The organism is Vibrio diazotrophicus, assembly GCF_038452265.1.
Classification (GTDB): Bacteria; Pseudomonadota; Gammaproteobacteria; order Enterobacterales; family Vibrionaceae; genus Vibrio; species Vibrio diazotrophicus.
This window is the reverse complement of sequence record NZ_CP151843.1, coordinates 755,283-780,563: the sequence shown is the minus strand read 5'-3', so window position 1 is coordinate 780,563 and position 25,281 is coordinate 755,283. Positions and strand designations below refer to the sequence as shown.

Below are 25,281 nucleotides of genomic sequence, written 5' to 3'. Positions count from 1 at the left end.
TCCATTCTCAGCAATTGATGCTCCATTATCGGCTATCAGAAGCAAAAGTATATTTGTTTTCTCTTAACGCTCCCTTCAGAAACTACGAATTCTCATCGCTATGCTTGGTCAATACACTGGCTAGGAAACAAACAACATGGCTTTGGTTATACAACGTTAAGGAGAGAAATCATTATGACTATGTCGAGTGTACTTGGCCACCCAGCGGCTGACAGCGAAACAGCGAATGCGTTTTTTAGCAACAAGCTGAGCTTTGAAACGGATTGCTCAGATGTTTACGCCGATATCAAAGAGAACAACAAACAGTTCATTTTGCTCGATGTTCGAAGTGTCGAGGCCTACAACAAAAGCCACGCCATTACTGCAGATAGCATGCCTCACGCCAACATCAATGCGGAGTCTTTTGCTCACTATCCGAAAGACACAACTTTTGTAGTCTACTGCTGGGGGCCAGGGTGTAACGGTGCGACTAAAGCGGCTAAGAAAATTTCAGCCTTGGGTTTTGTTGTTAAAGAGATGATTGGTGGTATTCAGTATTGGGAAGATTTCGAGCGTTACCCTGTGAATCGCCGATTAGGTGAAGCGCAAAGCTAAATGGTGGTTTAATGAGTAAAACTGAAGCTGAGAACAGGTTAACTTGGGGTGAAATAGTGAATCAACGAATCGATATCCGTATGAGTTGCTCAGAAGATGCTTACGATATTTGGCAACTAATGTGCGAGCACGCAGATTATGAAGGTCACACTCTGGTTGTATCTGGCCAGCTTCAGACTTTACAGAATCAAACATACCCCGCAGCAATTTGGGTTGTAGAAATCGATGGCAGTATTGTGGGGTATATGAGTCTGATAAAGCAGTTTTCAACGTGGGATATGAACCACTATCTCTACTTGGACTGCCTTTATCTTAGACCTGAAGTCAGAGGCAAAGGCTTAGGCAAAGCGATGCTGATGAAAGCTTCAGAGTTTGCGCAAGAACGTTCTTTATCAGAAATTCAGTGGCAAACACCCACATCAAATACCAACGCCATTGGCTTTTATCACAGGTTGGGAGCGATTGATAAAGAGAAGCAAAGGTTCTTCTGGAACCACAATGAATTTAATTAGTTATCCCTGATTGCGACTTTCATTTGAAGATGTCATTCTGAGAACCGTACACATAAACAAAGAAAACTCCGCCATCCATTTGAAGAGTCAGAATGTCAATAAAGCCAATTGATGATAATACGTGGGCAGGAATACTCTCGGTGCAATCTGAAGTCTATTTGCAAGTAGAGCCCGAAACGATAGAGGTGTTGCAAAGTAAATGGCGTCGCACACCGCAGTGCTGCTTCGTGTATCAAGATAAAGAGTCAGTGCTGGGTTACCTCTTGGCACACGCTTGGGATAAGCAAGCACCGCCGAAACTGTTTAAACCGCTACCGGAAGAATCTGGTGTTTTAAACTCATATCTGTTTCTGCACGATCTCGCAATATCAGATAAGGCCGCTGGGCAGGGTATAGGAAGCAAGTTGGTTAGCCACTTAATTTCAATAGCAAAAACAATGGGCTTTGATGAAATTCGCTTGGTGGCGGTACAAGATTCATCAACGTTTTGGATCAATATGGGCTTCAGCGTAGTAGACAAGCAGAGCATTTCATCAACCTATGGTGAAGGTGCCAAAATGATGAGATACGCTTTACAGGGGGAATAATGTTTAGCCTGAGAATAGAAAAGGATTTAAAGCTGGTTTTGGTTCAGCCCTCATTCGCAGCTCGCTATTTTGAGATTGTTCAAAGTGAACGTGAGTATTTAAGCCAGTGGTTAGCTTGGCCTCCTCATGCTGATAGTGAAGCGTTCTTTCTCAGTTTCATTCAACGTTCGCTGCACGATTATGCCGATGGAAAGTCACTGGTTTGTGCAATGTTCTATGAAGACGAGCTGGTGGGAAACATCAGTTTCAATACCATCAATTATGATCTTAAAAAGGTCGAAATCGGTTACTGGCTGAGGGAACAATTTAGGGGGAAGGGCATCGTCACCCGTTCAGTATCTAAGCTCATCGAAATGGCGTTTCGTGAACTGAATATGCAGAAGGTAGAGATTTCAGCCGCTGTTGATAACGCACCCAGTCGTAATGTTTGTAAACGTTTGGGGTTCAACTTGGAAGGCATTATTACTTGCGCGGAGATCCTCAATGGTCGCGTTGTTGATCATGCTGTTTATGGTTTGAGCCGCAGTCATTGGCTTGGCAGGTAAGCAGATTTGTATTTATCTAGTCGTCTGAAACAAAAGTCCCCACTGTAATCACTGTGGGGATTTTTCATTCATCTAACCGCTATTAGCTCATCGCGAAGTGCTGAATTGCGTACGCTACCGGTGAACTTAACAGCAGCGTTAATACGGTACGTTGGAACCAAACTACAACGATCTGTCTTACTGAGATTGGAATCTCGGTCGACAAAATACAAGGGATCGACGCTGAGAAGAACAAGATTGAAGAGATAGAAATCTGACCAATCACAAAGCGAGTAATGAAGTCACTTTTCGCTGCAATCAGTGCAGGTAAAAACATCTCTGCAAGGCCCGTCGCTGAAGCTTTTGCAACCAACATAGGATCTGGCATTTGCGCTATCCAAGCGAACGGATAGAACATGATGCCCAACCATTCGAAGACAGGTGTGTATTTAGCAAGTAGCAAGCCGATCAAACCCACAGACATGATTGATGGCAGAATACTCATTGCCATTAACAGACCTTCTTTCAGGTTCTTAAAGATGCTATTTAACACTGGCTCAGATTTGTCTGCGATTTGAAGACCTTCATTCACGGCTTGTTTGATGCGTGGCAGATCACTTGGAACCTCATCAGCAATCGGCTTTGAATCATCTAAACGAGCAAGTGGACGTAGACGTACCGTAATAGCGGTAACGACAAAAGTCAGAACCAATGTGCTCCAGAAGAACAGGTTCCAAATCTCCATCAAGCCTAATGTTTTAGCCACGATGACCATGAAGGTTGCTGAAACGGTTGAAAAGCCTGTAGCGATAATGGCTGCTTCTTTTGCTGAGTACTGACCGGATTTGTATACGCGGTTGGTAATAAGAAGACCAATTGAGTAGCTGCCTACAAAAGAAGCAACAGCATCAATGGCCGATTTACCCGGTGTTTTGAAAATAGGGCGCATCACAGGTTGAAGCAGCACGCCAACCATTTCAAGCAAACCAAAGCCAATTAAAAACGCTAAGAAAATTGCGCCAACAGGAACAATCAGACCTACTGGCACAACAAGCTTGCCAAATAGAAATGGCAGCATGTCTTTTTCAAATAGCAGTGCTGGACCGACTGAAAAAAACGCCATTAGCGCAGTAATTACGCCGACTACTTTAAGCACAGAAAGCACTTTCTGCGTTATGTTTGCGTTCCAACTGCCTGTAACAAAAGGGTAGACGCTACCAGCGATGATCATCAGCAGTGCATAAATCTCAACACCTTTAGGTGATGTTGCACGTAGCCAAGAAACCATGTGGTCGAGTGGAATAGTGGATTTTGCGTTGATTTCGATCGGTACAAAGAAAAAGATGATGCCGATAAGGCTAAACAGAACCAGTTTCAGTGCTGAAGACCAAACAGGTTTCGTGAGCATGGATCCAGTTGCTTCCATAGTTACCTTCCTTAGTGAGTGAAACTTTGCACGTAGGCAGTCGTTCTGCCCCGTGCTCCGTGTTTTTGACTGAACTTTTAATCTTGGCGTTCTATACGCTCTTCTCTTGCCGTTCATCCAAACGGCAAATAATTTTATTGCTTTGAACAGTTAAATCTGTGCTTTTAGAACAGCACTTAAAATCGCGTTGAGTTGCGATTTAATTTTGATGGCTTTCTCCGCATCTAACTCGTATCTCCCTTGAGCGAGTGCGTCATTGTTTAAGTAAGTGTCTTGTGACATTTCAAGCTGAATGGCGTGAATATTTTCGCTCGGTTTACCAAATCCGCGAGTAATGAAACCGCCTTTGAAACGACCGTTGAGCACTTGGCTATAGCGGTCAGATACCGCACCCATCACAGCATCGACAATTGCGTTGCTGCATGATTCGCCTTGGTTGGTTCCCCAGTTGAATTCAGGCAACGTCCCTTCGAACAACATAGGTACTTGCGCGGCGATACTGTGGGCATCAAATAAGATTGCGTAGCCGTGAATAGATTTAAGGCGCGCTAGTTCTTGTCCAATTGTGGAGTGGTATGGATGCCAAATCTGTTCTTTATAGCGTTCGTGGTCACTTTCGCTTGGTGCTTTACCATCAACGAAAACTGGAGTGGAGTCGAAGAGGATCTCTGGGAACAAGCCTGTAGTTTTTGTTGTGTAGAGTGGCTTGTCGTCACTTGGTCGATTTAGGTCAATCACGTAGCGAGAATAGTTGGCTGAAATGACACTCGCGCCCAGTTCTTTTACACACTCATAAAGCTCTGGAATAAACCAGTCAGTATCTGGAAGTTTCTTGGCGGCTTGCGTTAAACCTTGTTCAACTTCTGGAGTCAGACCTAGACCAGAGTGAGGCATACTCACTAATAGTGGGACGCTTCCTTGATGAAATTCGAATGGTGAACGCACACAATTTGGCTGACTCATTTGACAGATACTCCGTTATCTTTATTAAATGTATATACATTTGTTAATCTAGCTGTCATAAAACGTTGTTGCAAGTGAGAGGTTAATTATTTATTGCGTTTATCTCACTTTTTTCTGTATTAAATTCCCTTTTTTTTGTAGGTGAATTGAGTGGGGAAATATAACTTGTATATACATATAAAGCTAAATTACACTTATTTTAAACAGCGTAAGTGATTACTTTTTTGAATTAGGAATTCACCATGACAGGGACTCAAACACGTCATTATTTCTTTGCTGAGCGAGCTTGGCTTACTGATGGTTGGCATAACAATGTCTCTTTCGAAGTCACCGATGGAGTGTTTACTCATGTCGAATCGGATACTTCAGCGGTTGCGGGGGCAACAAAGCTTATTGGCCCAGTATTGCCAACCTTAGCAAACGTGCATTCACATGCTTTCCAACGTGTAATGGCGGGAATGGCAGAAGTGTGTTTGAACCCGAATGATAGCTTTTGGAGTTGGCGCGATCTGATGTACAAAATTGTACAAAAACTTTCGCCAGAACAAGCCAACGTTATCGCGACCCAGCTTTATATCGACATGCTTAAAGCGGGTTATACCCAAGTGGGTGAGTTCCACTACTTACATCATGATGTTGCGGGTAAACACTATGCCAACCGAGCTGAGATGTCTCACCAGTTGATCAATGCCGCGGATCGCTCTGGTATTGGTCTGACTCTGCTGCCTGTCTTGTATTCTCATTCTGGTTTTGGTGCGCAGGCTCCGAACGAAGGACAAGCTCGCTTTATCAATTCGTCACACTCCTATTTGGAGCTGCAAAGTCAATGTGAGCAAGCCTTAGCAGGTTCTAAGCTGCACAACCTTGGTATCTGTTTCCATTCATTACGTGCGGTAACAGAGCAGCAAATCAAAGAAGTATTGAGCTCATCAGACAGCAACAAAGTGGTACACATTCATATTTCTGAACAGCAGAAAGAAGTGAATGACTGTTTGGCATGGAGCGGTCAACGTCCTGTTGAGTGGTTGCATGAACATGTGGGTTTGAATGAGCGTTGGAACTTAATTCACGCAACGCATCTGAATGAATACGAACTCAATGCAATTGCCAGCAGCAAAGCGGTAGTGGGTTTGTGTCCGACGACAGAAGCAAACTTGGGGGATGGTATTTTCCCTGGAGTTGAATTTGAACGTTTGAATGGTCGTTGGGGCATCGGTTCAGATAGCCATGTGAGCCTGTCGATTGTTGAAGAATTACGTATTCTCGAATACGGTCAACGCCTTCGCGATCAACAACGAAATCGTCTATATCGAGGCGAACAAACCAGCATTGGTGATAACCTGTTTAAGCAAGCGTTATTGGGCGGCAATCAGTCATGTGGCGTAGAGTTAGGTTTATCGGTTGGTCAGCGCGCAGACTTTATGGTGCTTGATGATAGCCATCCGTTTATTGGAGCAAGCGAAACCAAAGATGTACTGAATCGTTGGTTGTTCGCATGCAACGAAAATGTGGTGAAAGATGTGTTTGTTGCAGGCAAGCAAGTGATTAGCGAAGGACGACATGAGCTAGATGTGATAAGCCGTCCAGAGTTCTCTAAAGTGATTAAGAAGGTTATTTACGATGTCTAATCACTCAAACTTGTTTAGCGTAGTTCCTCAATCTGACTATATGCGCATGCCTTGGAAAAATGGCTTGGGTGAAACGTTAGAAATAGCGGTGAGCCAAGAAAACGATGAGGTTCTGTATCGTGTAAGCCAAGCTGCTGTGGTTGAAGATGGTGCGTTCTCTGATTTTTCTGGTCTGCAACGTACGCTTGTTTTGCTAAAGGGCAATGGGATGTTTCTGTCCCATAAAAATGCACAAAAAGAGTATCAACATAACCTTGAACAAGTGTTATCTGTTGCGCATTTCGCTGGTGGTGATAGTACCTATGCGACCCTATCAAACGGAGCAATTGAAGATCTCAACATTATGGTGCGAGAAGGCAAAGCAGGTTCGGATGTGCAAGCCATTTTCTCTCCTGCTTCTTTTGATGTTAGCCGTGATTCGCACTCGCTATTCACGGGCTTCTACGCTAACAGTGATTGTGAGTTGTTGGTACAGTCGCAAACGATACAACAAAGTATCGCGATACCAAATCAAGCCACGGTTCTTCTGCATCAGAATAGTCAGATTACGCTGCAAAAAGGTTGTGGCGTTTTTATTGTTATTACTGCTAATACAATTAGCTGACCATAAGGTCAGCCAATTGTTACTTTTACGATTCGTTAGCTTTCAAATGAAAGCTTGTCGCCAAATGCATCCTTCCAGTCTTTATCGAACTGTGCAACTGCTGGTGCAACCGCTGGATGAGCAAACATCGCAGCAGCAACATCGACAGGAAGTGTGATAGCTTCGATACCAAGTTTCATCACTTCCATCGCCTGCTGAGTATTTTTGAAACTCGCAGCAAGTATCTTTGTTGGCAACTGGTTTTGGTCTAAAAGTAGTTGAAGATCGGCAACAACTTCCACGCCATTACCATTCATTGCATCAATACGGTTTACATACGGCGCTAAGTAATCAGCACCGCATAGCGCGGCCAAAAAGCCTTGCTGAGCCGAATAAATAGCAGTGGCAAGAACTTGAATTCCTTCTTTTTTCATTAACTTAATTGCCGTTAAGCCAACTTCCGTTGCTGGAACTTTTACCACCATATCGTAAGGCAGTTCGTTAATCTGGCGCGCTTCTTCCAACATCTCTTGGGCTGTAGAACTGACCACTTGAGCATGGAATCTTGGTGTACCACCTAAAGCTTGTTGCATGCCTTGTAGTGTCTCTTTTAGCCCTTGATTTGATTTGGCCAGAATACTTGGATTGGTGGTAATTCCTTTCAGTGGCAGGCACTGGTTAAAACGTTTTGTCTGTTCGACATCGGCTGTGTCTAGGTACAGTTCAATCATGATATTTCTCTCTTTGTTCGAGATCTCAGTTTCATCGTTGTCATAACTATAAAGAACACTACCTATCCAGCCTTTGATTTTGATCAATGTAACTTTCATTTGAAAGTTTGATTATTTCAAATATAGAAAATTTGAAAAGCTAGATTATCGAATTTAGCGCTATTAGGTGAAAGGCATGTATTTCAACATTCAACGATTTTCAACCCATGATGGTGATGGAATCCGTTCTATCCTTTTCTTGAAGGGATGTTCGCTTGCTTGCCCTTGGTGTCAGAATCCTGAAAGTCGTAGTGAAAAACGTTCGCTGTTGTTTGATCAGAGAATCTGCCTAGAGGATTGTGACATATGCAGTAAAGCGTGCTCGGCAATCAGCAAACAAGATGGTGTTATTTCGATCGATAGAGATTTGCTTACCAATGAAAATCTCGCGGAACTAGACAATATCTGCCCGACACAAGCGCTAACCGTCTGTGGGCAAGAAGCAGATGCTGAACAACTGTTCAAAGAATTGATGAAAGACAAACCCTTCTATGACCAAAGCTCTGGAGGGGTTACGTTTTCTGGTGGCGAACCCTTGATGCAAGCGGATCTGGTTGCCGATATCGCCAAAAAACTGAAGCAAAACAGTGTCTCTACTGCGATTGAATCGTGTATGCACGCACCTTGGAAAAACGTTGAAAAAGTCGCGCCTTTTATTGATTGCTGGCTGGCTGATTTGAAACACACCGAAGAGGTCAAATTCAATCAATGGGCTAAAGGTTCACTTAAGCGCATCAAGGAAAATTTCCGCAAGTTAGATTCTATCGCCAAGCGCATCGTTATCCGTGTACCTGTTGTGCCGGAGTTCAACGATACAGATCAAGAACTCAAACAAATTATCGACTTTGCTGCTTCTCTACAAAGCTGCAAAGAACTTCACTTGTTGTCCTACCACACACTAGGGATCAACAAATACCGTTTATTGGATATGCCGTACTTGTGCTCAGACAAACCGCTGAGCAACCCCCAACTTTTAGAGAGAGCTCAACAATACGCGCGTAAACATACTCAACTCAATGTCACTGTGAGAGGCTAATCATGGATTTAAATTACTTACCTGAGCGAATTAAAGCGCACAAATCGGAACTGATTAATATTGTTACACCGCCGGTTTGTACCGAGCGAGCCCAAGCATATACACGCGCATACGCCAAAAATGAAGATAAACCTGTGATTATTCAACGCGCTCTGGCACTTAAAGAGCACCTTGAAACTCGTACTATCTGGATTAAAAATGACGAGCTCATTGTTGGTAACCAAGCGAGCAAGTTAAGAGCTGCGCCTATATTCCCTGAGTACACCGTTCGTTGGATAGAAGCAGAGATTGACGACTTGGCCGATAGACCCGGAGCTGGTTTCGCGGTTACTGAACAAGATAAAGAAATCATTCATTCACTGACGCCATATTGGCGAGGTAAAACAGTGCAAGATCGCTGTTATGGACTGTTTACGGATGAGCAGCAAGATATCCTCGCAACAACCATCATCAAAGCTGAAGGTAACATGACTTCAGGTGATGCTCACCTTGCGGTGGATAACGAGAAAATTCTCAAAATAGGCATGAATGGACTAATTGCGGAAGTTCGCGAATTAAGATCTCACAATGACATATCGACATTCGAGGGGCTCAGAAAAGAGCAATTCTACAAAGCGACAGAAATCGTGCTTTTAGCAATACAAGAGCATCTGGCTAGCTATGCCACACTGGCGGCGGAAATGGCGCAAGCAGAATCGCGTCCAGAACGTAAAGCCGAGCTGGAAGCTATCGCTGAAAACTGTCGTCACGTGGCTTACTATGCCCCACAGAACTTCTGGCAAGCTTTGCAACTGTCTTATTTTGTTCAACTGATGCTACAAATCGAATCAAACGGACACTCGGTTTCGTTTGGCCGAATGGATCAGTTCCTTAATCGATTCTATGTTGCTGATTTGGAGAGCGGTAAGCTTGAGAAAGGCTTTGCGCTTGAATTGCTACAAAGTTGCTGGCTGAAATTGTTAGAAGTGAACAAGATACGTTCGGGCGCTCACTCTAAAGCGTCAGCGGGTTCACCTCTGTATCAAAACGTCTGCATTGGTGGGCAAAAACTCAATGCGAACGGCGAACCAGAAGATGCTGTTAATCCTCTGTCGTGGGCGATTCTGGAATCGTGTGGTCAGCTTCGTTCAACACAACCTAACTTGAGCGTTCGCTATCACGAGGGGCTAAATCAAGAATTCTTAATGGGCTGTATTGAAGTGATTAAATGCGGTTTTGGAATGCCAGCATTTAATAATGATGAAATTGTCATCCCTGAATTCATTAAGCTGGGGGTAGAGAAAGAAGATGCTTACAACTATGCCTCTATTGGTTGTATAGAGACTGCGGTACCGGGGAAGTGGGGCTACCGTTGTACGGGAATGAGCTTTATCAACTTCGCGCGAATTTTGCTTGCGACATTGAACAAGGGCGAAGATGCGACTTCAGGTAAAACCTTCTTAGCACACGAGAAATCGCTGGCGGAAGGCAGCTTTGCTAACTTCGATGAAGTGATGGCATCATGGGCAGAACAAATCCGCTACTACACTCGTAAATCTATCGAAATTGATACCGTTGTGGACACTGTGCTTGAGCAACAAGCTCACGATATTTTCTGTTCGTCGTTGGTCGATAGCTGTTTAGAGCGAGGCAAAACCGTCAAAGAGGGCGGAGCAAAATACGATTGGGTATCGGGGCTGCAAGTGGGTATTGCTAACCTAGGTAATAGCCTAGCTGCGATTAAGCACATGGTCTTTGATGACGCTCAGATTTCACAACCTGAGCTGGCTAAAGCTCTTGCTGATAATTTCGCAAGTTCTGAACAAGAACAGCTACGTCAGCGTCTTATCAACTTTGCACCTAAGTATGGTAATGACGATGATTCTGTCGACTCACTACTTGCGCAGGCTTATCAGGTCTACATTGATGAACTTGACAACTTTGTGAATACACGTCATGGACGTGGACCGATTGGTGGTGGTTACTACGCAGGTACTTCAAGTATTTCTGCCAATGTCCCGTTTGGTGCCTCTACCATGGCTACACCTGATGGTCGCAAAGCTAAAACACCACTGGCGGAAGGGGCTAGCCCTGCTTCTGGCTCAGATAGACTAGGGCCAACGGCGGTTTATAATTCTGTCGGTAAGATCCAAGCGAATAAGATTCTAGGCGGAGTACTGCTTAATCAGAAGTTAAGCCCTGCGGCTGTTGAATCTGAGAGTGACAAACTGAAGTTATCAATGCTAATTCGTACCTTCTTTAACCATCACAAAGGCTGGCATGTTCAATACAATATTGTTTCTCGTGAGACTTTATTAGCCGCGAAGAAGAACCCAGAACAATACCGCGATCTGGTTGTTCGAGTTGCAGGTTATTCGGCATTTTTTACGGCATTATCACCGGATGCGCAGGACGATATCATTGCTCGCACGGAACATGAGTTGTAATTAAACTTTCACTTTGGTTTCAAATGAAAAGGAGAGGCTCTATAATGGAGCCTCTTTTCATTTTAGAGCAGTGTTATGAACGCTAGACAAAATCAAATAGTACAGTTAGTTAATGAGCGTAAACGAATTCAAGTTACTGAACTTGTCGAGCTTATTGGTGTGTCTGGCGTTACCATCCGCCAAGATTTGAATCTTCTTGAGCAGGAAGGTTATCTCAAACGTGTTCATGGTGCGGCGACCACTCTGCAAAGTGATGATATTGATAACCGCTTGGAGGTTCATTTCAATATCAAACAATCTCTAGCCAACAAAGCCGCAGATTTGGTTGCGCGTAATGAAACTGTGCTGATCGAAGGTGGAAGCGCAAATGCTTTGTTAGCGAGAACCCTAGCAGAGCGTGGCGACGTTACTATCGTCACCCCGTCCGCCTATATCGCACACCTCATTCGTAATACCTCAGCCAATATCATATTGCTTGGTGGGGTATATCAGCATCAAGGTGAAAGTCTCGTTGGCCCGTTAACCAAGCTGTGTATTGAAAATATCCATTTTAGTACCGCATTTTTAGGCGTTGATGGTTTTCATCAAGATACAGGCTTCACCAGTCGGGATATGATGCGCGCAGATATCGCTTCGACAATATTGGCGAAACAGCGCCGAAATATCATACTGACCGACTCGAGCAAGTTCGGACAGATATACCCTTCGACCATTGGACGTTTTGACCAAATATCTATTCTTCTTACCGATGATAACGCTTCGCAAAGTGACCTTAGTTTTTTAAAACAACAAGGTATTGAGGTTATCCTCGGGTAAGTTCGATATGAAGTTTGCACAAAGTGTTGTGCGACATATAGACATGGTGCGTTGTTTTGGTTATACAGATTGAAAAGTTGAATAGTTAAGTCGAGGACAGGATGTTAGAAGCGTTTGGCGTTATCAATATTTGGACATATTTAGTTGGTCTGACAATGATCATTCTTGCTCCGGGTCCAAACTCTATTTATGTATTGAAATCAAGCTCGTCACTGGGTGTGAAAGCTGGCTATCAAGCCGCGTCTGGTGTGTTGATCGGCGATGCTGTTTTAATTCTGCTCTCTTATCTGGGGGTCGCTTCACTCATTCAAACTTCTCCAGTTTTGTTCACTATTATTCGCTATCTTGGTGCGGCTTACCTGCTGTATTTAGGTATTAAGATCATCCATCAACTGATGAGCAAAAAAGGTGAAGAGGGGGCAGAAATAGCGCGCCCTAAGAAGAAAGAAAACGTGTTCGCTAAGTCACTCACTTTGAGTTTGACCAACCCAAAAGCGATTCTTTTTTATGTGTCGTTCTTCATCCAGTTTATTGATTACACCTATGAGCACACTTGGGCGTCTTACCTGATTTTGGCAACCATTTTAGAAGTGTTCAGCATTGTGTATTTAAGTGCTCTGATCTTTTTGGGCACATCACTTACTCAACTGTTTAAGAACAACAAAGCCTTAGCGAACCTAGGTAATGGTCTGTTAGGTATGTTCTTTATGGGATTCGCAGCTCGTTTGGCGAGTTTGAGTTAAAAGCCTTTAATTACTTTTCGTTAAGCCGATAACGGTAACCAACGCCTCTCACTGACTGGATGATATCGGCCTTATCATCCAACTTTCTTCTCAAAGACCGTATGATGGTATCTACGACGTTACTAGAACCTTCATACTCTATTTTCCATACTTGTTTAAGCAACGTTTTACGAGTAATCACTGTGCCTTGTTGACTGAGTAGCAGTTCTAGAGTGCCGAATTCTAAGGGGGTTAAATCGATACGAGTGTGACTTAGAACTAATTGGCGGGCGTTTCTATCGAACCAGTCAGGGAACTCCAAATTCGTTTGCTCCTGATTGACCTCCTGTATTAATCGTTTCGAAACCCAATCGTCTACAGAGCCTTCTCCCATATCCAGCATTGCTGAATAATAGGATTTATCGTTAATCTGGTAGTCTAAATCCAATACTTGGAACCCAAGTTCTGTCGCGATGAGCGAATAGGGCTGTAGATCGTTCACGGTCAGATAAACTCTTCTCAATTCTGGCCTCATTTCCAAATAAGCTCGTTTTATATCAAGCCAGCATGCAGCCTGTGCACCACATAATGATTCTCCTTCGTTCAATGATAACCAGCGCCTGATAAATAAGCATTGGTTTAGGTTGCAGTTGTTTTTGTCATTAGAGAGATGTTGAGCCCAGAGAGAAGTGATTGGGTCTTGGTTGATTAATTCTAGAGATACATCGCCAGGTTTGATCAGGCAGTAAAATCCTACTGTTTGATTGCTACTGTTTTTAATACAGTGAAAGGTGTTTATTTGTTTCTCCCACCATTGCTGGTAGACCCTATACATCTCTGGAGCTTCGTGTTTTTCAATGATGGCAAATATCGCATCTCGGTTATGTTCATCTGCGGGCTCTACACTGTATTCTCTCTGATCAAATGGTGGGAAAAATGCTGAACGGATAACACTGTTTTCAACCAAGTAAATAATATCTGCGGTATAACGCCAGAGTTGGCTCGGCGACGAATGTCTCATTTCTTCATTTAACAACACACAGGCACGATGTCTATATTGGCAGTAGCGGATTGGGTATTGAGATTTCATATTCGCTGAAATGACGTTTTTTAGTATGTCATGTAAGCTCAGCCCATCTTCTCTATGCTCTACGAATTCTATTTCCGAAAGGGCGTTATAAAGACACGCACCTACATTCTCTTCAACGTTTAACATCGCAGTGAGTAATGGCTCGTATATCCTACGGACAATCGCTGTCGCCTCCAAAGCCTGTTTTAACTGATGGTCTTTTATATCCTCAACAAAATACTGTACCAATGTTTGAACCACATCATTAGGTGGGATTTCATTTAACTTACGCTGAGACTGTTCTAGAACCGCTGAACTTGCAAGTTGAAGGGCTAGTGGGTGTCCATGAGCGAATTGATTGATCCCCATAGCGACTATTTGTGTATGACCAAGAGTCTGTAAGTAGCTAACCGCAGCAGAAAAACTGAGACTGTTAAGTTTCATACAGCGGAATTCACTGTTATCTGGTGGATTAATGACCCATTGTCTATCGGGATGAATTCGACCAGAAAAAATGAGTCTTAGCTGCCCGTGCATATGTGGTACAAATTCTCGCCTGAGCCAAGTTTCAATTAAGTTTAATGATTCAAACTGATCGATAACCAAGATCGTTTTCGGAGCAATTGAGCAACAGATTGAAGAGAGATTATCTTCGCAATTGGTTAACTTACTTAACTTTTTGATGAAGGCTTTAGGCGTTGGTTCTAAATGTTGGCAGTTAATTGTCAGACATTGGTTGGAGTGACGTTTAATGAATTGATTTAATAGCGTAGTCTTGCCCACGCCAGGAATCCCGTATAAACCAATTACGTCAGGGCCATGCTCATCAAATACTTGTTCTAGAAAACTCAACTCGGAAGCACGTGTTGTTTCTACAATAGACCTCACCGTGTTCATCCATTTTGGTGACTTTTACTGTTATTGATAATAGTAGAAATAATTATTATCACACCGAATTCTCATGAAAATCTCATCATAAAGAATGATTCTAGAGGCTATGTTTGATGGGACAGATGAAAGAAACGGGAGGCTATATGAGATTCTTTCAATTATGTTTACTAGCTACGATGAGCGTTTTATTTGGTTGTTCGTCAGGGCAAATGGCTAATAATGAGCTGCTAAAAAGAGCTGAGAGTGCAGCCCCAACAGATATTAGTTCAACTGCAACAATATTGGCTGTAGATGGTACCGTATTAAGGGAGGGTACATCTGACTGGGTATGTTATCCGGGAATTCCACTTATGCCAGGCGATTTGCATCCTATGTGTGTAGATTCTGTATGGCAAGATTTCTTAAAGTCTGCGTCGGAAGGAAAGCCTTTTGTAACTAGTTCAATGGGAATTTCTTACATGTTGCAGGGGGATGCAAATGTGAGCAATGCAAACCCTATGGCAACAGATCCCAACAATGGGGATGTGTGGGTTAAAGAAGGACCACATCTTATGATCGCTGTACCCAAATACTTGCTCAAGGACTTGAGTGAAGACCCTTATAACGGAGGACCTTATGTAATGTGGAAAGATACACCTTACGCACACATTATGGTTCCAATTAAGAACAAGTAGAAAGAGGTATGAGTATGTCGTTATTTGAAAGATTAGGTGGCAGTGAGGCCATAACCAAAATATCTAGTGATATAGTGGACTTACATCTTAGTAACCGTTCTATCTCAAATCGTTTCGCTAAGTCAGATGTGAATAAACTCAAGAAAACTGTTTCGGATTTTTTTATTACTGGTAGTGGAGGGCCAAATGTCTATAAAGGTGCCGATATGCTAGCGGCTCATAAAGGGATGAACATTTCTGCCGTTGAATTCATGGCCGTTCTTGATGATGCTCTAGAAGCGCTACAGAAAAATGGTATAGGTCAGCGAGAGCAGGAAGAGGTTTTGTTTATTCTTTATAGTATGCGTTCAGATATTATCTTGGTTTGAGTCGTAAATGAGGGTTATAGATAGGTGGCCACTTTGACCCTCAACCTTCTTCAACCCAATCTATATTTACGGCCAAGCGCGCTTTTTACTGCCCGAGTTCGCTTTAATCAGTTCTATCGCTTTCTTCGATTTGTCTTCAATCGAATCCAAGCTTTTCGCAACGTTAGCCTGAAATTGTTTGGTTAGCGCTACCTGTTCGACATCGGTTTTTGGCGCCGCTGGCGTCTGAAGCTTGTTGATCATTTGTGCCAATTGTTTGTTTTGGCTTTCCAACGTTTTCACTTTCAGATTGAGCTCTCTTAAAGCACTGTTTTGTTGTTCAATTTTGGCTTCGATACTGTTGAAGGCTTTGAGAATCTGCCCAACATTTTGCTCAGTCATCAAGTTCTCCGCGTTTGGTTAATCTGGTTTTTTTTACCACTAGGCAAGTTCTGAAACTTGGCTACTGAGTGATAAACAGCCGCCAAGTATACAGATAAACCATGTCAGTATTAAGTAGGAATGCGCCGATATTTAGATTTCCCAATGCTGATACTCGGCTTCTCTTTGCTCGGATAGAGCACAGCAACAATACCCGCTAAAAATAACGTGCACGAAATCCACTGAACGGTGGAGAGCGTTTCACCAAAGAACAGATATCCGCTCATTAAGGCAAACACACTGGTTAACAGGGTTAGCGGTGCAAGCTTAGACATGGGATAGCTGAGTACCATTTTGTTCCAAACCCAGTATCCGAATAGGGTGGTCGGGTAGGCTTGAAACAGCACCGAGAACCATGCGCTGTCATTCCACTGCTCGTAAGTGGTGATAAGGCCTTCCACTCCATTATTAGCAATGCTCAGCAGAACAAGCGGAATAGGGGCAAACAACATTCCCCAGATGTTAAAGGCGAATGGCGCTTTAGTTCCTGAATGGCGGATAATCACTCCCATCATAGGCCAGCAAATGGCTGCAATAAGAATGAAGACAAAACCCAGCAAGGTGATGTTGCCATTGGTATAGATAATCGACAGAGTTAAACCAATCAGTGCCGCGAGAATCCCAAGCCACATTTGTTTAGTGATCACTTCTTTATAAAGCAAAGCGCCTACCGCGATACTTGTTAACACGTCCAGTTGCAGCAGAACCGAGGCCATTCCTGATGAAAGCCCAAAAGCAATGGAGCAATACGCCATACCCCAAATGCCTGTGCCGAAGACTAAACCGTAGGCCATTAAGTATTTAATTGGGACGTTCGGCTTTTTGACAAAAAAGATGATGGGAAAAGTCGCCAGTATGAATCGAGCAGCCGCAATCAAAAAAGGATCAAGTTGGTTTACACCGAGTTTGATGGCGGAAAAATTCACGCCCCAAATGACCATAACTCCAATAACGAGTAATAAATGTTTTCCCTGCACAATAAACTCCTAGTGTTCACAATATGATCAGAGTATTGCTTGAGTAACAAAACCAGTACAGATACAATTTTTGAAAATTTAATCAGTACAATTTATCGCTATGCAGAAATACAAACAGTTAGCAGAGAAGATCATTGAAGATATTCAGTCCACCAAACTTAAGCATGGTGACCGTATGCTTTCACTACGTTTGTTTGCCAAACAGCATGGTGTGAGTGTTTCGACGGCGGTAAGTTGCTATCAAGACCTAGAACAAAGAGGGTGGCTCGAAGCTCGTCCTCAGTCGGGTTTCTTTATCTGTTCACAAATGCCGGTTGTGGCTACGCCATCTTGGCAGCGATTTGCGACTCAGCTTGCGACTAATGTTAGGCCACGCATAAAACCTCAAGTTAAATCGGGGCCACTAGGCATCGCTTGCATTGCGTTGGATGTCACAGCGCAACGCGCGTTGGATAAGAGTTTTCGCCGCGTCATGACGCAATCGCCCTCCAGATTGACACAGTATCCAAATAAACAGGGTGAACCTGTTCTGCGGGAAGCTTTGTGCTCTCACTTCAGCCAGTTGGGATTTGCATTGCGTCCGGATGAACTGGTGATTACGCATGGATGTATGGATGCAGTAAAAACGGCATTGCAGATCTGCGTTAATGCTGGGGATACGGTTGCAGTCAGCTCTCCGTGCTTTAACGGGTTGCTGGAACTACTTGCCAACTTGGGTTTAAAAGTCATTGAGATTCCATCTGTAGAAGATGGCATCGATCTCGATGCTCTGGAGCGGCTGTTTCAAAACAAGCAAGCGCAAGCAGGGCTGTTTTGCACCACGCACATGAACCCTCAAGGCATTACCATGTCGGCTAAACAGAAAAAGCGCTTAAGTCTGCTCGCAAGCCAGTATCAAGTTCCTGTGATTGAAGATGACGTGTATTTCGAACTGAATCATTCGGATAAATTGCATTTGCCGACGGCTTATTACGATGAAAGTGGCTATGTGATTTGGTGTGGTTCTTTCTCTAAGACTCTTTCACCAAGCTACCGTTTGGGTTGGTGCCGACCTGGTAAGTTCGTTGCAAAATATACTCAACAGTACGAGGGCGTACCCACGCTTATTCAAACTGCGATAGCAGACTTCATTCAAACGGGCGCTTACAGCCGACATCTCAAGCGCACCAGACAGCAGTTGGCGATCAACAAGCAAGATTACACCCGCTTCTTAGCTCAGCATTTGCCGCAAAACAGCCGCATTACTCAGCCTGATGGTGGTCTGGTACTTTGGCTTCAGGTCGCTGGTTTAAGTTCAGATAAACTCAATGCCGAGGCGATTAAATCAAATATGGACATACGGGTTGGCAGCGTATTTACCGAATCGCAACGCTACGATGATTGTGTTCGAATTAATATTGGGTTTGCTCTAAACAACGAAATTGAGCGCTTACTGAGTGAGCTTATTGAGCTGATTAATAGCTGTCTGCCGCAGGATTCTTTGCAAGTCGCGATGTTGGAAGCGGAACAACTTGCAGCAACAAGCAAACAACAATAAACGCTAAGCCATACCAGCCAATAAGAGTGAACCTTTCGCCGACTAAACTGACGGCAAACAAAGTGGCAACTGCTGGTTCTAGCAGAGTGATCAATGTAGCTGTGCTGGCTTCCAATTGTTTTAGTGCATGCCCAAACAGCAGATAGCCTAAAAACATAGGTATGGTTGCCATATAGATCACCACAGCCGTGTGTGTTGCATCGGCAAAAAGGTTGTCACCAGTCACCCACAACGACGGCAGTAATAGTGTGGCAGCCAAACCAAACATACTCGCCATCGCTGACTGAGAACTCACTCCTCGTTCAATCATGCCGCGAGCCGCCCATGAATACGTAGCGTAAGTTAACGCGGCGATAAGTCCCATCGCTATACCGATTAAGTGCAGCAGAGTGGCTTCGGCAGAGTATGAGCTGTCTTGTTTTCCCAGCGTGAGTAACACGATTCCTATTGCACCCACAATAAAAGAAATTACCCAGTATAGTGATATTGATTTTTTGCTGATTAGACGCTCAAGAAGAACCGTAAAGAAAGGGGCGCTGGCAATAGAGATTAATGTCCCAATCGCCACGCCTGAAAAACGCATAGAGGAATAAAAAGCTAAAGGATAGATAGCCACGGCTGCGCCGCCACATAACGGAAGCTTGTAGTTTCTTACGAGTGTGGCGATATCTTTGGTCAGCTTCTTTCGGGCATTAATCAGCAGCAATAATCCACCGCCACCCATGGCTGACGCGCCGATGGCAAGAGGGCTAATATCTGGCGCGAAACTGGCGGCGGTTCCGGTTGTTCCCCAGAACACACTCGCTAATACAACGGCGAATATTCCGCTGATATTGGTATTACTCTTCAACATAGCCACTCCATTAACTGACTTAATACGAGTGAAATGGTATGCGTGTTTTCTTAGTTTGTTTGTGCAGATTGGACGCTTTTTTTGGCAGTAAAGACGGAGTTAACGGGTTAGCTTTGAGGGAGGAAGACCAAAATGTTGCGAAAAACGGCGGCTAAAAGCACTGTGGTCGACATAGCCCACTGATTCCGCGACGATTTGAATAGGGTAGTCAGTATGGATAAGCAAGGCTTGTGCTTTTTCCATTCGTTTGTGAGTAATGTATTGGGTCACCGTTAAAGCCGTTTGCTCTTTGAACAGTTTTTTTAACTGGGTTGGACTTAAAAAAGCAATAGTCGCCAATTGAGCAATCGAAAGCGGCTGGGCAAGATGGGCTTCGATATATTCTTGAACTTTCCTGATCCTATGGTCGAACTGCTTAAGTATTTGTTGTTCACTAAGCAAAAGCGAGAAAGTGGTTAACATCAGTTGTTCAATTTCTGTATTCACTTGATACTTGAGTTGCTCTTCTATGAAGTTCAAGTAGTGCATTAAAGGTGGGCTGATTGAAAAGACGATAGTGTCAGAATCTAAAATGTGCGGTGGCAGATGTTCGAGATCGGCCACAACAAAACGCGCTTCTGTTTCTGCCGCGAAATAATGCATTTCGTTTGCACGAACAACAACACACTCTCCGGGCCTTACTGCCCCTTTGAATGCTTCAACTTCAATGTTAATGACACCACGAACAGGCAAAACCAACTGATGAAAATCGTGGCTATGCCCGTTCTTTTGACGGCTGTATGAGCGAATTGAGAGAGAGTTGGAATTAAGCATTCATCAATTTTCGATATTAACGATCATCTGACCCTAGCAAAAACGTGAAGACACTATATCCCTAAAGCTGCCCCTGCAACAATGAAGAATGCGACACATACAACGATGGGTAACTTAAGCTGCTTAAGCAGATAGAAGCCAACCAATACCAAGGCAATGTCGGTTGCATTAAACACCGCGCTGGTAAATACAGGTTGGTATAATGCTGCGGCTAGTAGACCAACGACGGAAGCATTCACGCCGTTCAGTGCACCCGAAATGGTGGGGTTATCTGCCAGTGCATGCCAGTTCTTCAAAACTGCTAACAGCAGTAAGAAACCGGGTAGGAACACCGCTATAGTCGCTAACAATGCTCCCCAAACAGGAGTGTTTGGCATCAAAGCGTAACCTAAATACGTCGCGAAAGTGAACATCGGCCCCGGTACTGCCTGCGCTGCCGCGTAACCCGTTAGAAACGTATCTTGACTAAGCTGATCGCCTACAAGATTTTGCAGCAATGGCAGAACGACGTGCCCGCCACCAAATACTAAACTACCTGCTTGGAAGAAATCACCGAACAACTGGACGCTTGGATGACTCGACAGCACCGAAGTGCCAATCAAAATGGCAACAAACAACAGTAACGGCACATAGCTGGGTTTAAATGAACTTTGTGCTTTGGCTGTGTCACCTTTGATATAGATTGCGCCGATAACCGCCGCCAAAATTAATACCAATAGCTGCGTGGTAATACTTGGAACAACCAGCAGCATGCTTGCTGTGAGAAGGGCTAAACCTGCCGAGAGTTTGGTTGAGCAGAAGTTCTTGTACATTCCCCAAGTTGCATCGGCAACCACAACCACAGCAAGCAGTTTAAGCCCGTGTACGATGTTGTGGAACAGAGCAGTATCGGTGATCTGACTGCTCACTAAAGCAAGAATCAGCATCAGAATGATCGAAGGGGCAGTGAAGCCGATGAATGCTGCTGTAGCTCCGAGTAAACCACCGCGTTTATAGCCAATCGAAAAGCCGACTTGACTAGAACCTGGGCCGGGTAAAAACTGGCTGAGTGCCACTATCTGAGCATATTCGTTGTCGTCTAACCATTTGAGCTTTTCAACGAAGGTTTGGCGAAAATAACCAATGTGAGCCGCTGGGCCGCCGAAGCTAATCCAACCTAACCAGAAGAAGGTTTTGAAGATAGTGAACATGTAAATAAGCTTCCTTTATCGATGTTGCGCCATGAATATCTAAAGCAAGCTCCAATTTCAACCTATCTCGTTAATAATTCACAATTATTTAATGTAAAAAGCCATTACCGAATGTGTCAGAAATTCATCTTCTGCTTTGCCCGGTAATGGCTTGGAGTGGTTTATTTTAAGATTACTTGGTTAAAGTTTGAAATTACCAACCAGCTTGTCGAGCTCAGTGGAGAGTCTTTGCAAATGGGTGCTGGACTGATTGAGTTGTTCTGAAATATCTGTGGTTTCAGAAGTCAGTTGGTTAATCTCTTCCAGATTTCGATTGATATCGACAACAACGGTCGATTGTTCCTCAGTGGCTGTCGCAACTTGAATATTTTGCGCGTTGATATGCTCAATGTGGCTGCTGATCTGCCCCAGAGAAGTCGTAGCATTATCGGCAAAGCCGACAACTAAGTTACTTTGATTTCGTCCTTTATCCATAGCGTTAACTGCTCGGCGAGATTCAGTCTGCAATCGATCGATGATGTTTTGGATCTCTTCAGTTGATTGCGCTGAGCGACTGGCAAGTGTGCGAACTTCGTCGGCCACAACAGCGAAACCGCGCCCTTGTTCTCCGGCGCGCGCTGCTTCAATCGCCGCATTAAGTGCCAGTAAGTTTGTTTGATCAGAGATGTTGCGAATAGTGTCCAAAGTTAAGCTGATATCGTCGACTTGTTTCGCCAGTGACTGAACAATCTCTGTCGCTTCTTCGAGTTCTCTCGACAGTTCACCAATTTGCTCACGCGCCTGGCCGACCACATTACGCCCATCGCTGGATTGATGCGTTGCTTCGTTAGCGGCTTCGGCAGCCTGTGAGGCGTTGGCAGCAATTTCATCAACGGTCGCACCTAACTGATGAATCGCAGTAGATACTTGAACGGTGCGATCTCTTTGCGAGGTGCAGTTATGACGAGTATGGTCTGCACGTTCAGAGACGTTGCCAGCCATTTCGGCCAAATCACGTGAATTTCTTGCCACTTGAACCATTGAGGTATGTACCTTCTCAATAAATTGGTTGAAGCTGTTCGCGATATGGGTCAGCTCATCTCGGCCCTCGACTTCGATTCGGGTATTCAATGCCATATCCTGTGCCGCGTTATTCATGGTTTCACGCAGATAGGTCACTCGTCTGCGAAGATTCAGCACGATGGATGACGAGATAATGAATGAAATCAGCAGGCCAATAATACTGATAACAATCAGTGTATTGCGGTTCGAGGTATAGGTTTCGTGACTGAGTGAATTTTGTACCTCTGCCTGTTGTAACAAGGTATCCAATATGACATTGGCTTCTTTTCTCATTACACCGTAACTTTTAGCGTATTTGTCACGGTAGATTTGTTGTGCGCTAGACAGGTCACCTTTGTCCAAAGCATCGAGCATTGGGTTGAGTTCGTCTTTCACTACTACCTCAAATGCATCTGCGAGTTTTTGAACACGCTCTTTAAGCACTAAATCGGATTGGGCTTTAACCGCGTCATCCAAAGCTACTCTCATTTCAGGAATGTCTTCTGTTCTTGCTTCTTTAACGCGTGTCGCAATGCCTTTGGCATCACGAAGGGCGGTTTCCTGTAGCAGCATCATATCTATTCCGACACGCATTCTTGGAATTCTAGACGCCGTTTCTGCCATAGCACGCATTGGTGCTGCAGTGTTTAAGTACATCGCTTCGGTTTTCTTATCGATGGAATCCATTGAATTAAGGCTTTGTAAGCCAACAGTAATTAATGCTAGGCAGGGGATGGTTACAGTAATTAGCAAACGAGTTTTTAAGGTGAAATTATTGATGAGCATAACGTTAAATGTCCATGTCTGTTGCTGTTATGGATAAGGACTTTACCAAGTCGCCAATAATTAAAATGGTGGAATTTTAATCGGATGTGAATGTGGACACAGTTTTGCAAGACAACATGTCGAGATTGCGAGGAATTATAGAATTTTCATAAATTTAAATGGGTTTAATTGAAACAGGGTTGACCCCTATGAACTCAACAACTTGTTCATAGGGGGTGTACGAGGGGAAGGTTAGAGCTTGAAGTTACCGACCAGTTTGTCCAATTGAGAGGAGAGCTGTTGCAGGCTGTTGCTGGATTGATTTAGTTGCATAGCAATATCGGTTGTTTCAGTGGTCAGATGGTTAATTTCTTCAACATTGCGGTTAATGTCTTCGACCACGGTAGATTGCTCTTCCGTTGCCGTCGCCACCTGTATGTTCTGTCCGCTAATTTGGTCTATGTGGCTGTTGATTTGCTCTAAGGCGCTGGTGGCGTTGTCTGCATATTCAACCACTCGGTCACTTTGTTCACGACCTTGCTGCATCGCTTCAACCGCACGTTTGGACTCTGATTGAAGTTTATCGATCACCTGCTGAATTTCTTCTGTTGAATTGGCTGAGCGACTAGCCAAGGTTCTGACTTCGTCAGCAACCACAGCAAAGCCTCGACCTTGGTCGCCAGCTCGCGCGGCCTCAATGGCAGCGTTGAGCGCAAGTAGGTTGGTTTGATCGGAAATATTACGAATCGTATCCAAGGTTGAACTGATGTCGTTCACTTGTTTAGCCAGCGATTCAACGACGTTTGTTGCTTTTTGTAGCTCAAGGGACAAAGCACCAATTTGATCTCTTGCTTGCATAACGACTTTCTGACCATCACTCGACTGGTGAGTCGCTTCATTTGCTGCATCTGCTGCCTGAGCAGCATTGGCCGCGATTTCACTCACCGTTGCGCCAAGTTCATGAATCGCCGTTGCCACTTGCACTGTTCGGTCGCGTTGAGATGTGCAATTACTTTGAGTATGACGAGCTCGCTCTGATACATCTCGAGCCATTATTGCCAGTTGGCGGGAGTTTTCGGCTACCTGATTAATCGCACTGTGGACTTTTTCCATAAACAAGTTAAAGCTGTCGCCAATCTCTGTCAGCTCATCTTTGCCATCCAACTTGATTCGCGTGTTTAATGACATGTCTTGTGCGGCAGTCGTAATGGTATCTCTTAATGTTGATACTCTCTTGCGTAAGCTCATAACAATCGCAGAAGAGATGATAAAGGAGATAATAAGACCTGCGCTAATGATGATAATCTGCGTCGTTCTGCCGGAGATATAGCTATCGTGGCTGAGCTTATTTTGTGACTCCGCCTGTGCTAACAAGGTTTCCAATAAGGTGTTGGCATCTTTACGCATCGTGCCGTAGGTCACCGCGTATTTTTCTTTGTATATTTGCTGTGCGGTTGCAGTGTCATCTTTATCAAGAGCTTCAAGAAGTGGGTTTAGCTCAGTACTGACCATTTTTTCAAAATCATTAAGCAAGCGTTGCACTTGCGCTTTTAGCTCTGGGTTTACTTGAGTGCTCACTGCAAGATTAAGCGCATCGCGCATTTCTGGAATATCTTCTTCTCGAGTTTCTTTAACACGAGTTTTTACCCCTTTCGCATCGCGTAGGCTCGTTTCTTGAAGCAGCATCATATCTATACCGACACGCATCCTTGGTATACGGGAAGCGGCTTCGGCTACTGCTCGCATAGGTGCCGCAGTATTAAGGTACATTTCTTGGGTTTTACTGGCCATTACCGACATGGCGTTCAGGCTTGCCAAACCTACAAATATCAATGCCAAGCAGGGGATTGCCACTGTAATAATCAATCTGCTTTTTAGCGTGAGTTTATCAATTAACATTGAGTGAATACCTTCCGTATTTTGATGTTAGACAGCGTTTGAGGCTCATTAAATGCCAGCTAAAAGAATGACTGGCTAAGAGGTGTAACTAATAAAAAAGTTTATGTATTAATGAATAGCTTAGGCTAAAACGGAAGAACTGCTATGCACAGCAACGAAAATTGATTTGGTATTGTGACAGTCAGCCAGAAGGCAAG

Annotated in this window: 24 protein-coding genes; 13 read left to right on the top strand and 11 right to left on the bottom strand. The window is 44.0% G+C overall.

From position 1 onward, the window contains the following. Window positions 1-174: 174 nt before the first annotated feature. The 4 genes from AAGA51_RS18905 to AAGA51_RS18890 all read left to right on the top strand — a co-directional run bounded on the left by AAGA51_RS18905 (window position 175) and on the right by AAGA51_RS18890 (window position 2,238). On the top strand, window positions 175-594 hold the full coding sequence (locus tag AAGA51_RS18905; RefSeq protein WP_217995504.1) for a rhodanese-like domain-containing protein: 420 nt from the start codon (window positions 175-177) through the stop codon (window positions 592-594). Between the two features lie 11 nt (window positions 595-605). Next, window positions 606-1,106 carry a GNAT family N-acetyltransferase gene (locus AAGA51_RS18900; protein WP_052404573.1) on the top strand — a complete coding sequence of 167 codons (501 nt, stop codon included), beginning with the start codon at window positions 606-608 and terminating at the stop codon, window positions 1,104-1,106. Between the two features lie 92 nt (window positions 1,107-1,198). Beyond that, window positions 1,199-1,693: a GNAT family N-acetyltransferase gene (locus tag AAGA51_RS18895; protein ID WP_042482954.1), complete on the top strand. Its 495-nt coding sequence runs from the start codon at window positions 1,199-1,201 to the stop codon at window positions 1,691-1,693. Continuing rightward, the gene (locus AAGA51_RS18890) at window positions 1,693-2,238 is read left to right on the top strand and encodes a GNAT family N-acetyltransferase (protein ID WP_042482957.1); all 546 of its coding nucleotides are present in this window, start codon (window positions 1,693-1,695) and stop codon (window positions 2,236-2,238) included. Before AAGA51_RS18895 ends, AAGA51_RS18890 begins: the two co-directional genes overlap by 1 nt. A gap of 82 nt (window positions 2,239-2,320) precedes the next feature. Here AAGA51_RS18890 and AAGA51_RS18885 read toward each other — a convergent pair whose 3' ends face one another. Together AAGA51_RS18885 and hutG are read right to left on the bottom strand one after the other, a co-directional pair. Beyond that, entirely contained in the window at window positions 2,321-3,643 is a 1,323-nt protein-coding gene (locus AAGA51_RS18885) for a YjiH family protein (protein ID WP_042482960.1), read from the bottom strand. Between the two features lie 150 nt (window positions 3,644-3,793). After that, complete coding sequence (gene hutG, locus AAGA51_RS18880) at window positions 3,794-4,606, bottom strand: N-formylglutamate deformylase (RefSeq protein WP_042482962.1); 813 nt, start codon at window positions 4,604-4,606, stop codon at window positions 3,794-3,796. Between the two features lie 242 nt (window positions 4,607-4,848). Between hutG and AAGA51_RS18875 the strand changes: the two genes are divergently transcribed. Both AAGA51_RS18875 and AAGA51_RS18870 read left to right on the top strand, forming a co-directional pair. After that, entirely contained in the window at window positions 4,849-6,234 is a 1,386-nt protein-coding gene (locus AAGA51_RS18875) for a formimidoylglutamate deiminase (protein WP_042482966.1), read from the top strand. Then, a complete protein-coding gene (locus tag AAGA51_RS18870; RefSeq protein WP_052404574.1) occupies window positions 6,227-6,838 on the top strand; it encodes a HutD/Ves family protein in 612 nt (203 codons plus the stop codon). Before AAGA51_RS18875 ends, AAGA51_RS18870 begins: the two co-directional genes overlap by 8 nt. A 35-nt stretch (window positions 6,839-6,873) precedes the next feature. Here the strand turns inward: AAGA51_RS18870 and AAGA51_RS18865 are convergent, their stop codons facing one another. After that, the gene (locus tag AAGA51_RS18865) at window positions 6,874-7,548 is read right to left on the bottom strand and encodes a fructose-6-phosphate aldolase (RefSeq protein ID WP_042483422.1); all 675 of its coding nucleotides are present in this window, start codon (window positions 7,546-7,548) and stop codon (window positions 6,874-6,876) included. A gap of 175 nt (window positions 7,549-7,723) precedes the next feature. Between AAGA51_RS18865 and AAGA51_RS18860 the strand changes: the two genes are divergently transcribed. The 4 genes from AAGA51_RS18860 to leuE all read left to right on the top strand — a co-directional run bounded on the left by AAGA51_RS18860 (window position 7,724) and on the right by leuE (window position 12,608). Next, complete coding sequence (locus tag AAGA51_RS18860) at window positions 7,724-8,623, top strand: glycyl-radical enzyme activating protein (protein WP_042482969.1); 900 nt, start codon at window positions 7,724-7,726, stop codon at window positions 8,621-8,623. Window positions 8,624-8,625: 2 nt separating this feature from the next. After that, window positions 8,626-11,049 carry a formate C-acetyltransferase/glycerol dehydratase family glycyl radical enzyme gene (locus AAGA51_RS18855; protein ID WP_042482972.1) on the top strand — a complete coding sequence of 808 codons (2,424 nt, stop codon included), beginning with the start codon at window positions 8,626-8,628 and terminating at the stop codon, window positions 11,047-11,049. A 75-nt stretch (window positions 11,050-11,124) separates the two neighbouring features. Next, window positions 11,125-11,865, top strand: coding sequence for a DNA-binding transcriptional regulator YciT (locus AAGA51_RS18850; protein ID WP_042482975.1), 741 nt, complete (start codon window positions 11,125-11,127; stop codon window positions 11,863-11,865). A gap of 101 nt (window positions 11,866-11,966) precedes the next feature. Then, a complete protein-coding gene (gene leuE, locus AAGA51_RS18845; RefSeq protein WP_042482978.1) occupies window positions 11,967-12,608 on the top strand; it encodes a leucine efflux protein LeuE in 642 nt (213 codons plus the stop codon). A 10-nt stretch (window positions 12,609-12,618) separates the two neighbouring features. Here leuE and AAGA51_RS18840 read toward each other — a convergent pair whose 3' ends face one another. Beyond that, the gene (locus tag AAGA51_RS18840) at window positions 12,619-14,553 is read right to left on the bottom strand and encodes a winged helix-turn-helix domain-containing protein (protein WP_042482981.1); all 1,935 of its coding nucleotides are present in this window, start codon (window positions 14,551-14,553) and stop codon (window positions 12,619-12,621) included. A gap of 107 nt (window positions 14,554-14,660) precedes the next feature. On the opposite strand from AAGA51_RS18840, the gene AAGA51_RS18835 reads away from it, so the two are divergent. Together AAGA51_RS18835 and AAGA51_RS18830 are read left to right on the top strand one after the other, a co-directional pair. Beyond that, window positions 14,661-15,221 carry a hypothetical protein gene (locus tag AAGA51_RS18835; RefSeq protein WP_255209373.1) on the top strand — a complete coding sequence of 187 codons (561 nt, stop codon included), beginning with the start codon at window positions 14,661-14,663 and terminating at the stop codon, window positions 15,219-15,221. Window positions 15,222-15,235: 14 nt separating this feature from the next. Then, window positions 15,236-15,589: a group I truncated hemoglobin gene (locus AAGA51_RS18830; protein WP_217995505.1), complete on the top strand. Its 354-nt coding sequence runs from the start codon at window positions 15,236-15,238 to the stop codon at window positions 15,587-15,589. Between the two features lie 66 nt (window positions 15,590-15,655). Here the strand turns inward: AAGA51_RS18830 and AAGA51_RS18825 are convergent, their stop codons facing one another. Both AAGA51_RS18825 and AAGA51_RS18820 read right to left on the bottom strand, forming a co-directional pair. Beyond that, complete coding sequence (locus AAGA51_RS18825; protein ID WP_042482990.1) at window positions 15,656-15,970, bottom strand: hypothetical protein; 315 nt, start codon at window positions 15,968-15,970, stop codon at window positions 15,656-15,658. A gap of 110 nt (window positions 15,971-16,080) precedes the next feature. Continuing rightward, window positions 16,081-16,986: an EamA family transporter gene (locus AAGA51_RS18820; protein WP_042482993.1), complete on the bottom strand. Its 906-nt coding sequence runs from the start codon at window positions 16,984-16,986 to the stop codon at window positions 16,081-16,083. Window positions 16,987-17,086: 100 nt separating this feature from the next. Between AAGA51_RS18820 and AAGA51_RS18815 the strand changes: the two genes are divergently transcribed. Beyond that, window positions 17,087-18,523, top strand: coding sequence for a PLP-dependent aminotransferase family protein (locus AAGA51_RS18815; RefSeq protein WP_081878681.1), 1,437 nt, complete (start codon window positions 17,087-17,089; stop codon window positions 18,521-18,523). Here AAGA51_RS18815 and AAGA51_RS18810 read toward each other — a convergent pair. From AAGA51_RS18810 to AAGA51_RS18790, 5 genes are all read right to left on the bottom strand, one after another. Beyond that, complete coding sequence (locus tag AAGA51_RS18810; RefSeq protein WP_042482996.1) at window positions 18,441-19,376, bottom strand: DMT family transporter; 936 nt, start codon at window positions 19,374-19,376, stop codon at window positions 18,441-18,443. The genes AAGA51_RS18815 and AAGA51_RS18810 overlap by 83 nt on opposite strands. A 99-nt stretch (window positions 19,377-19,475) precedes the next feature. Continuing rightward, entirely contained in the window at window positions 19,476-20,189 is a 714-nt protein-coding gene (locus tag AAGA51_RS18805; protein WP_042482999.1) for an AraC family transcriptional regulator, read from the bottom strand. Between the two features lie 53 nt (window positions 20,190-20,242). Continuing rightward, entirely contained in the window at window positions 20,243-21,379 is a 1,137-nt protein-coding gene (chrA, locus tag AAGA51_RS18800; protein WP_042483001.1) for a chromate efflux transporter, read from the bottom strand. A gap of 180 nt (window positions 21,380-21,559) precedes the next feature. Continuing rightward, entirely contained in the window at window positions 21,560-23,206 is a 1,647-nt protein-coding gene (locus tag AAGA51_RS18795) for a methyl-accepting chemotaxis protein (RefSeq protein WP_042483004.1), read from the bottom strand. A 231-nt stretch (window positions 23,207-23,437) separates the two neighbouring features. Beyond that, window positions 23,438-25,084: a methyl-accepting chemotaxis protein gene (locus AAGA51_RS18790; RefSeq protein ID WP_042483006.1), complete on the bottom strand. Its 1,647-nt coding sequence runs from the start codon at window positions 25,082-25,084 to the stop codon at window positions 23,438-23,440. Window positions 25,085-25,281: the final 197 nt, after the last annotated feature.

Excerpts from the sequence above, each read along its gene's own strand:
- AAGA51_RS18905 (WP_217995504.1), top strand. The coding sequence starts at position 175 with ATGACTATGTCGAGTGTACTTGGCCACCCAGCGGCTGACAGCGAAACA.
- AAGA51_RS18900 (WP_052404573.1), top strand. The coding sequence starts at position 606 with ATGAGTAAAACTGAAGCTGAGAACAGGTTAACTTGGGGTGAAATAGTG.
- AAGA51_RS18895 (WP_042482954.1), top strand. The coding sequence starts at position 1,199 with ATGTCAATAAAGCCAATTGATGATAATACGTGGGCAGGAATACTCTCG.
- AAGA51_RS18890 (WP_042482957.1), top strand. The coding sequence starts at position 1,693 with ATGTTTAGCCTGAGAATAGAAAAGGATTTAAAGCTGGTTTTGGTTCAG.
- AAGA51_RS18885 (WP_042482960.1), bottom strand. The coding sequence starts at position 3,643 with ATGGAAGCAACTGGATCCATGCTCACGAAACCTGTTTGGTCTTCAGCA.
- hutG (WP_042482962.1), bottom strand. The coding sequence starts at position 4,606 with ATGAGTCAGCCAAATTGTGTGCGTTCACCATTCGAATTTCATCAAGGA.
- AAGA51_RS18875 (WP_042482966.1), top strand. The coding sequence starts at position 4,849 with ATGACAGGGACTCAAACACGTCATTATTTCTTTGCTGAGCGAGCTTGG.
- AAGA51_RS18870 (WP_052404574.1), top strand. The coding sequence starts at position 6,227 with ATGTCTAATCACTCAAACTTGTTTAGCGTAGTTCCTCAATCTGACTAT.
- AAGA51_RS18865 (WP_042483422.1), bottom strand. The coding sequence starts at position 7,548 with ATGATTGAACTGTACCTAGACACAGCCGATGTCGAACAGACAAAACGT.
- AAGA51_RS18860 (WP_042482969.1), top strand. The coding sequence starts at position 7,724 with ATGTATTTCAACATTCAACGATTTTCAACCCATGATGGTGATGGAATC.
- AAGA51_RS18855 (WP_042482972.1), top strand. The coding sequence starts at position 8,626 with ATGGATTTAAATTACTTACCTGAGCGAATTAAAGCGCACAAATCGGAA.
- AAGA51_RS18850 (WP_042482975.1), top strand. The coding sequence starts at position 11,125 with ATGAACGCTAGACAAAATCAAATAGTACAGTTAGTTAATGAGCGTAAA.
- leuE (WP_042482978.1), top strand. The coding sequence starts at position 11,967 with ATGTTAGAAGCGTTTGGCGTTATCAATATTTGGACATATTTAGTTGGT.
- AAGA51_RS18840 (WP_042482981.1), bottom strand. The coding sequence starts at position 14,553 with ATGAACACGGTGAGGTCTATTGTAGAAACAACACGTGCTTCCGAGTTG.
- AAGA51_RS18835 (WP_255209373.1), top strand. The coding sequence starts at position 14,661 with ATGGGACAGATGAAAGAAACGGGAGGCTATATGAGATTCTTTCAATTA.
- AAGA51_RS18830 (WP_217995505.1), top strand. The coding sequence starts at position 15,236 with ATGTCGTTATTTGAAAGATTAGGTGGCAGTGAGGCCATAACCAAAATA.
- AAGA51_RS18825 (WP_042482990.1), bottom strand. The coding sequence starts at position 15,970 with ATGACTGAGCAAAATGTTGGGCAGATTCTCAAAGCCTTCAACAGTATC.
- AAGA51_RS18815 (WP_081878681.1), top strand. The coding sequence starts at position 17,087 with ATGCAGAAATACAAACAGTTAGCAGAGAAGATCATTGAAGATATTCAG.
- AAGA51_RS18810 (WP_042482996.1), bottom strand. The coding sequence starts at position 19,376 with ATGTTGAAGAGTAATACCAATATCAGCGGAATATTCGCCGTTGTATTA.
- AAGA51_RS18805 (WP_042482999.1), bottom strand. The coding sequence starts at position 20,189 with ATGCTTAATTCCAACTCTCTCTCAATTCGCTCATACAGCCGTCAAAAG.
- chrA (WP_042483001.1), bottom strand. The coding sequence starts at position 21,379 with ATGTTCACTATCTTCAAAACCTTCTTCTGGTTAGGTTGGATTAGCTTC.
- AAGA51_RS18795 (WP_042483004.1), bottom strand. The coding sequence starts at position 23,206 with ATGCTCATCAATAATTTCACCTTAAAAACTCGTTTGCTAATTACTGTA.
- AAGA51_RS18790 (WP_042483006.1), bottom strand. The coding sequence starts at position 25,084 with ATGTTAATTGATAAACTCACGCTAAAAAGCAGATTGATTATTACAGTG.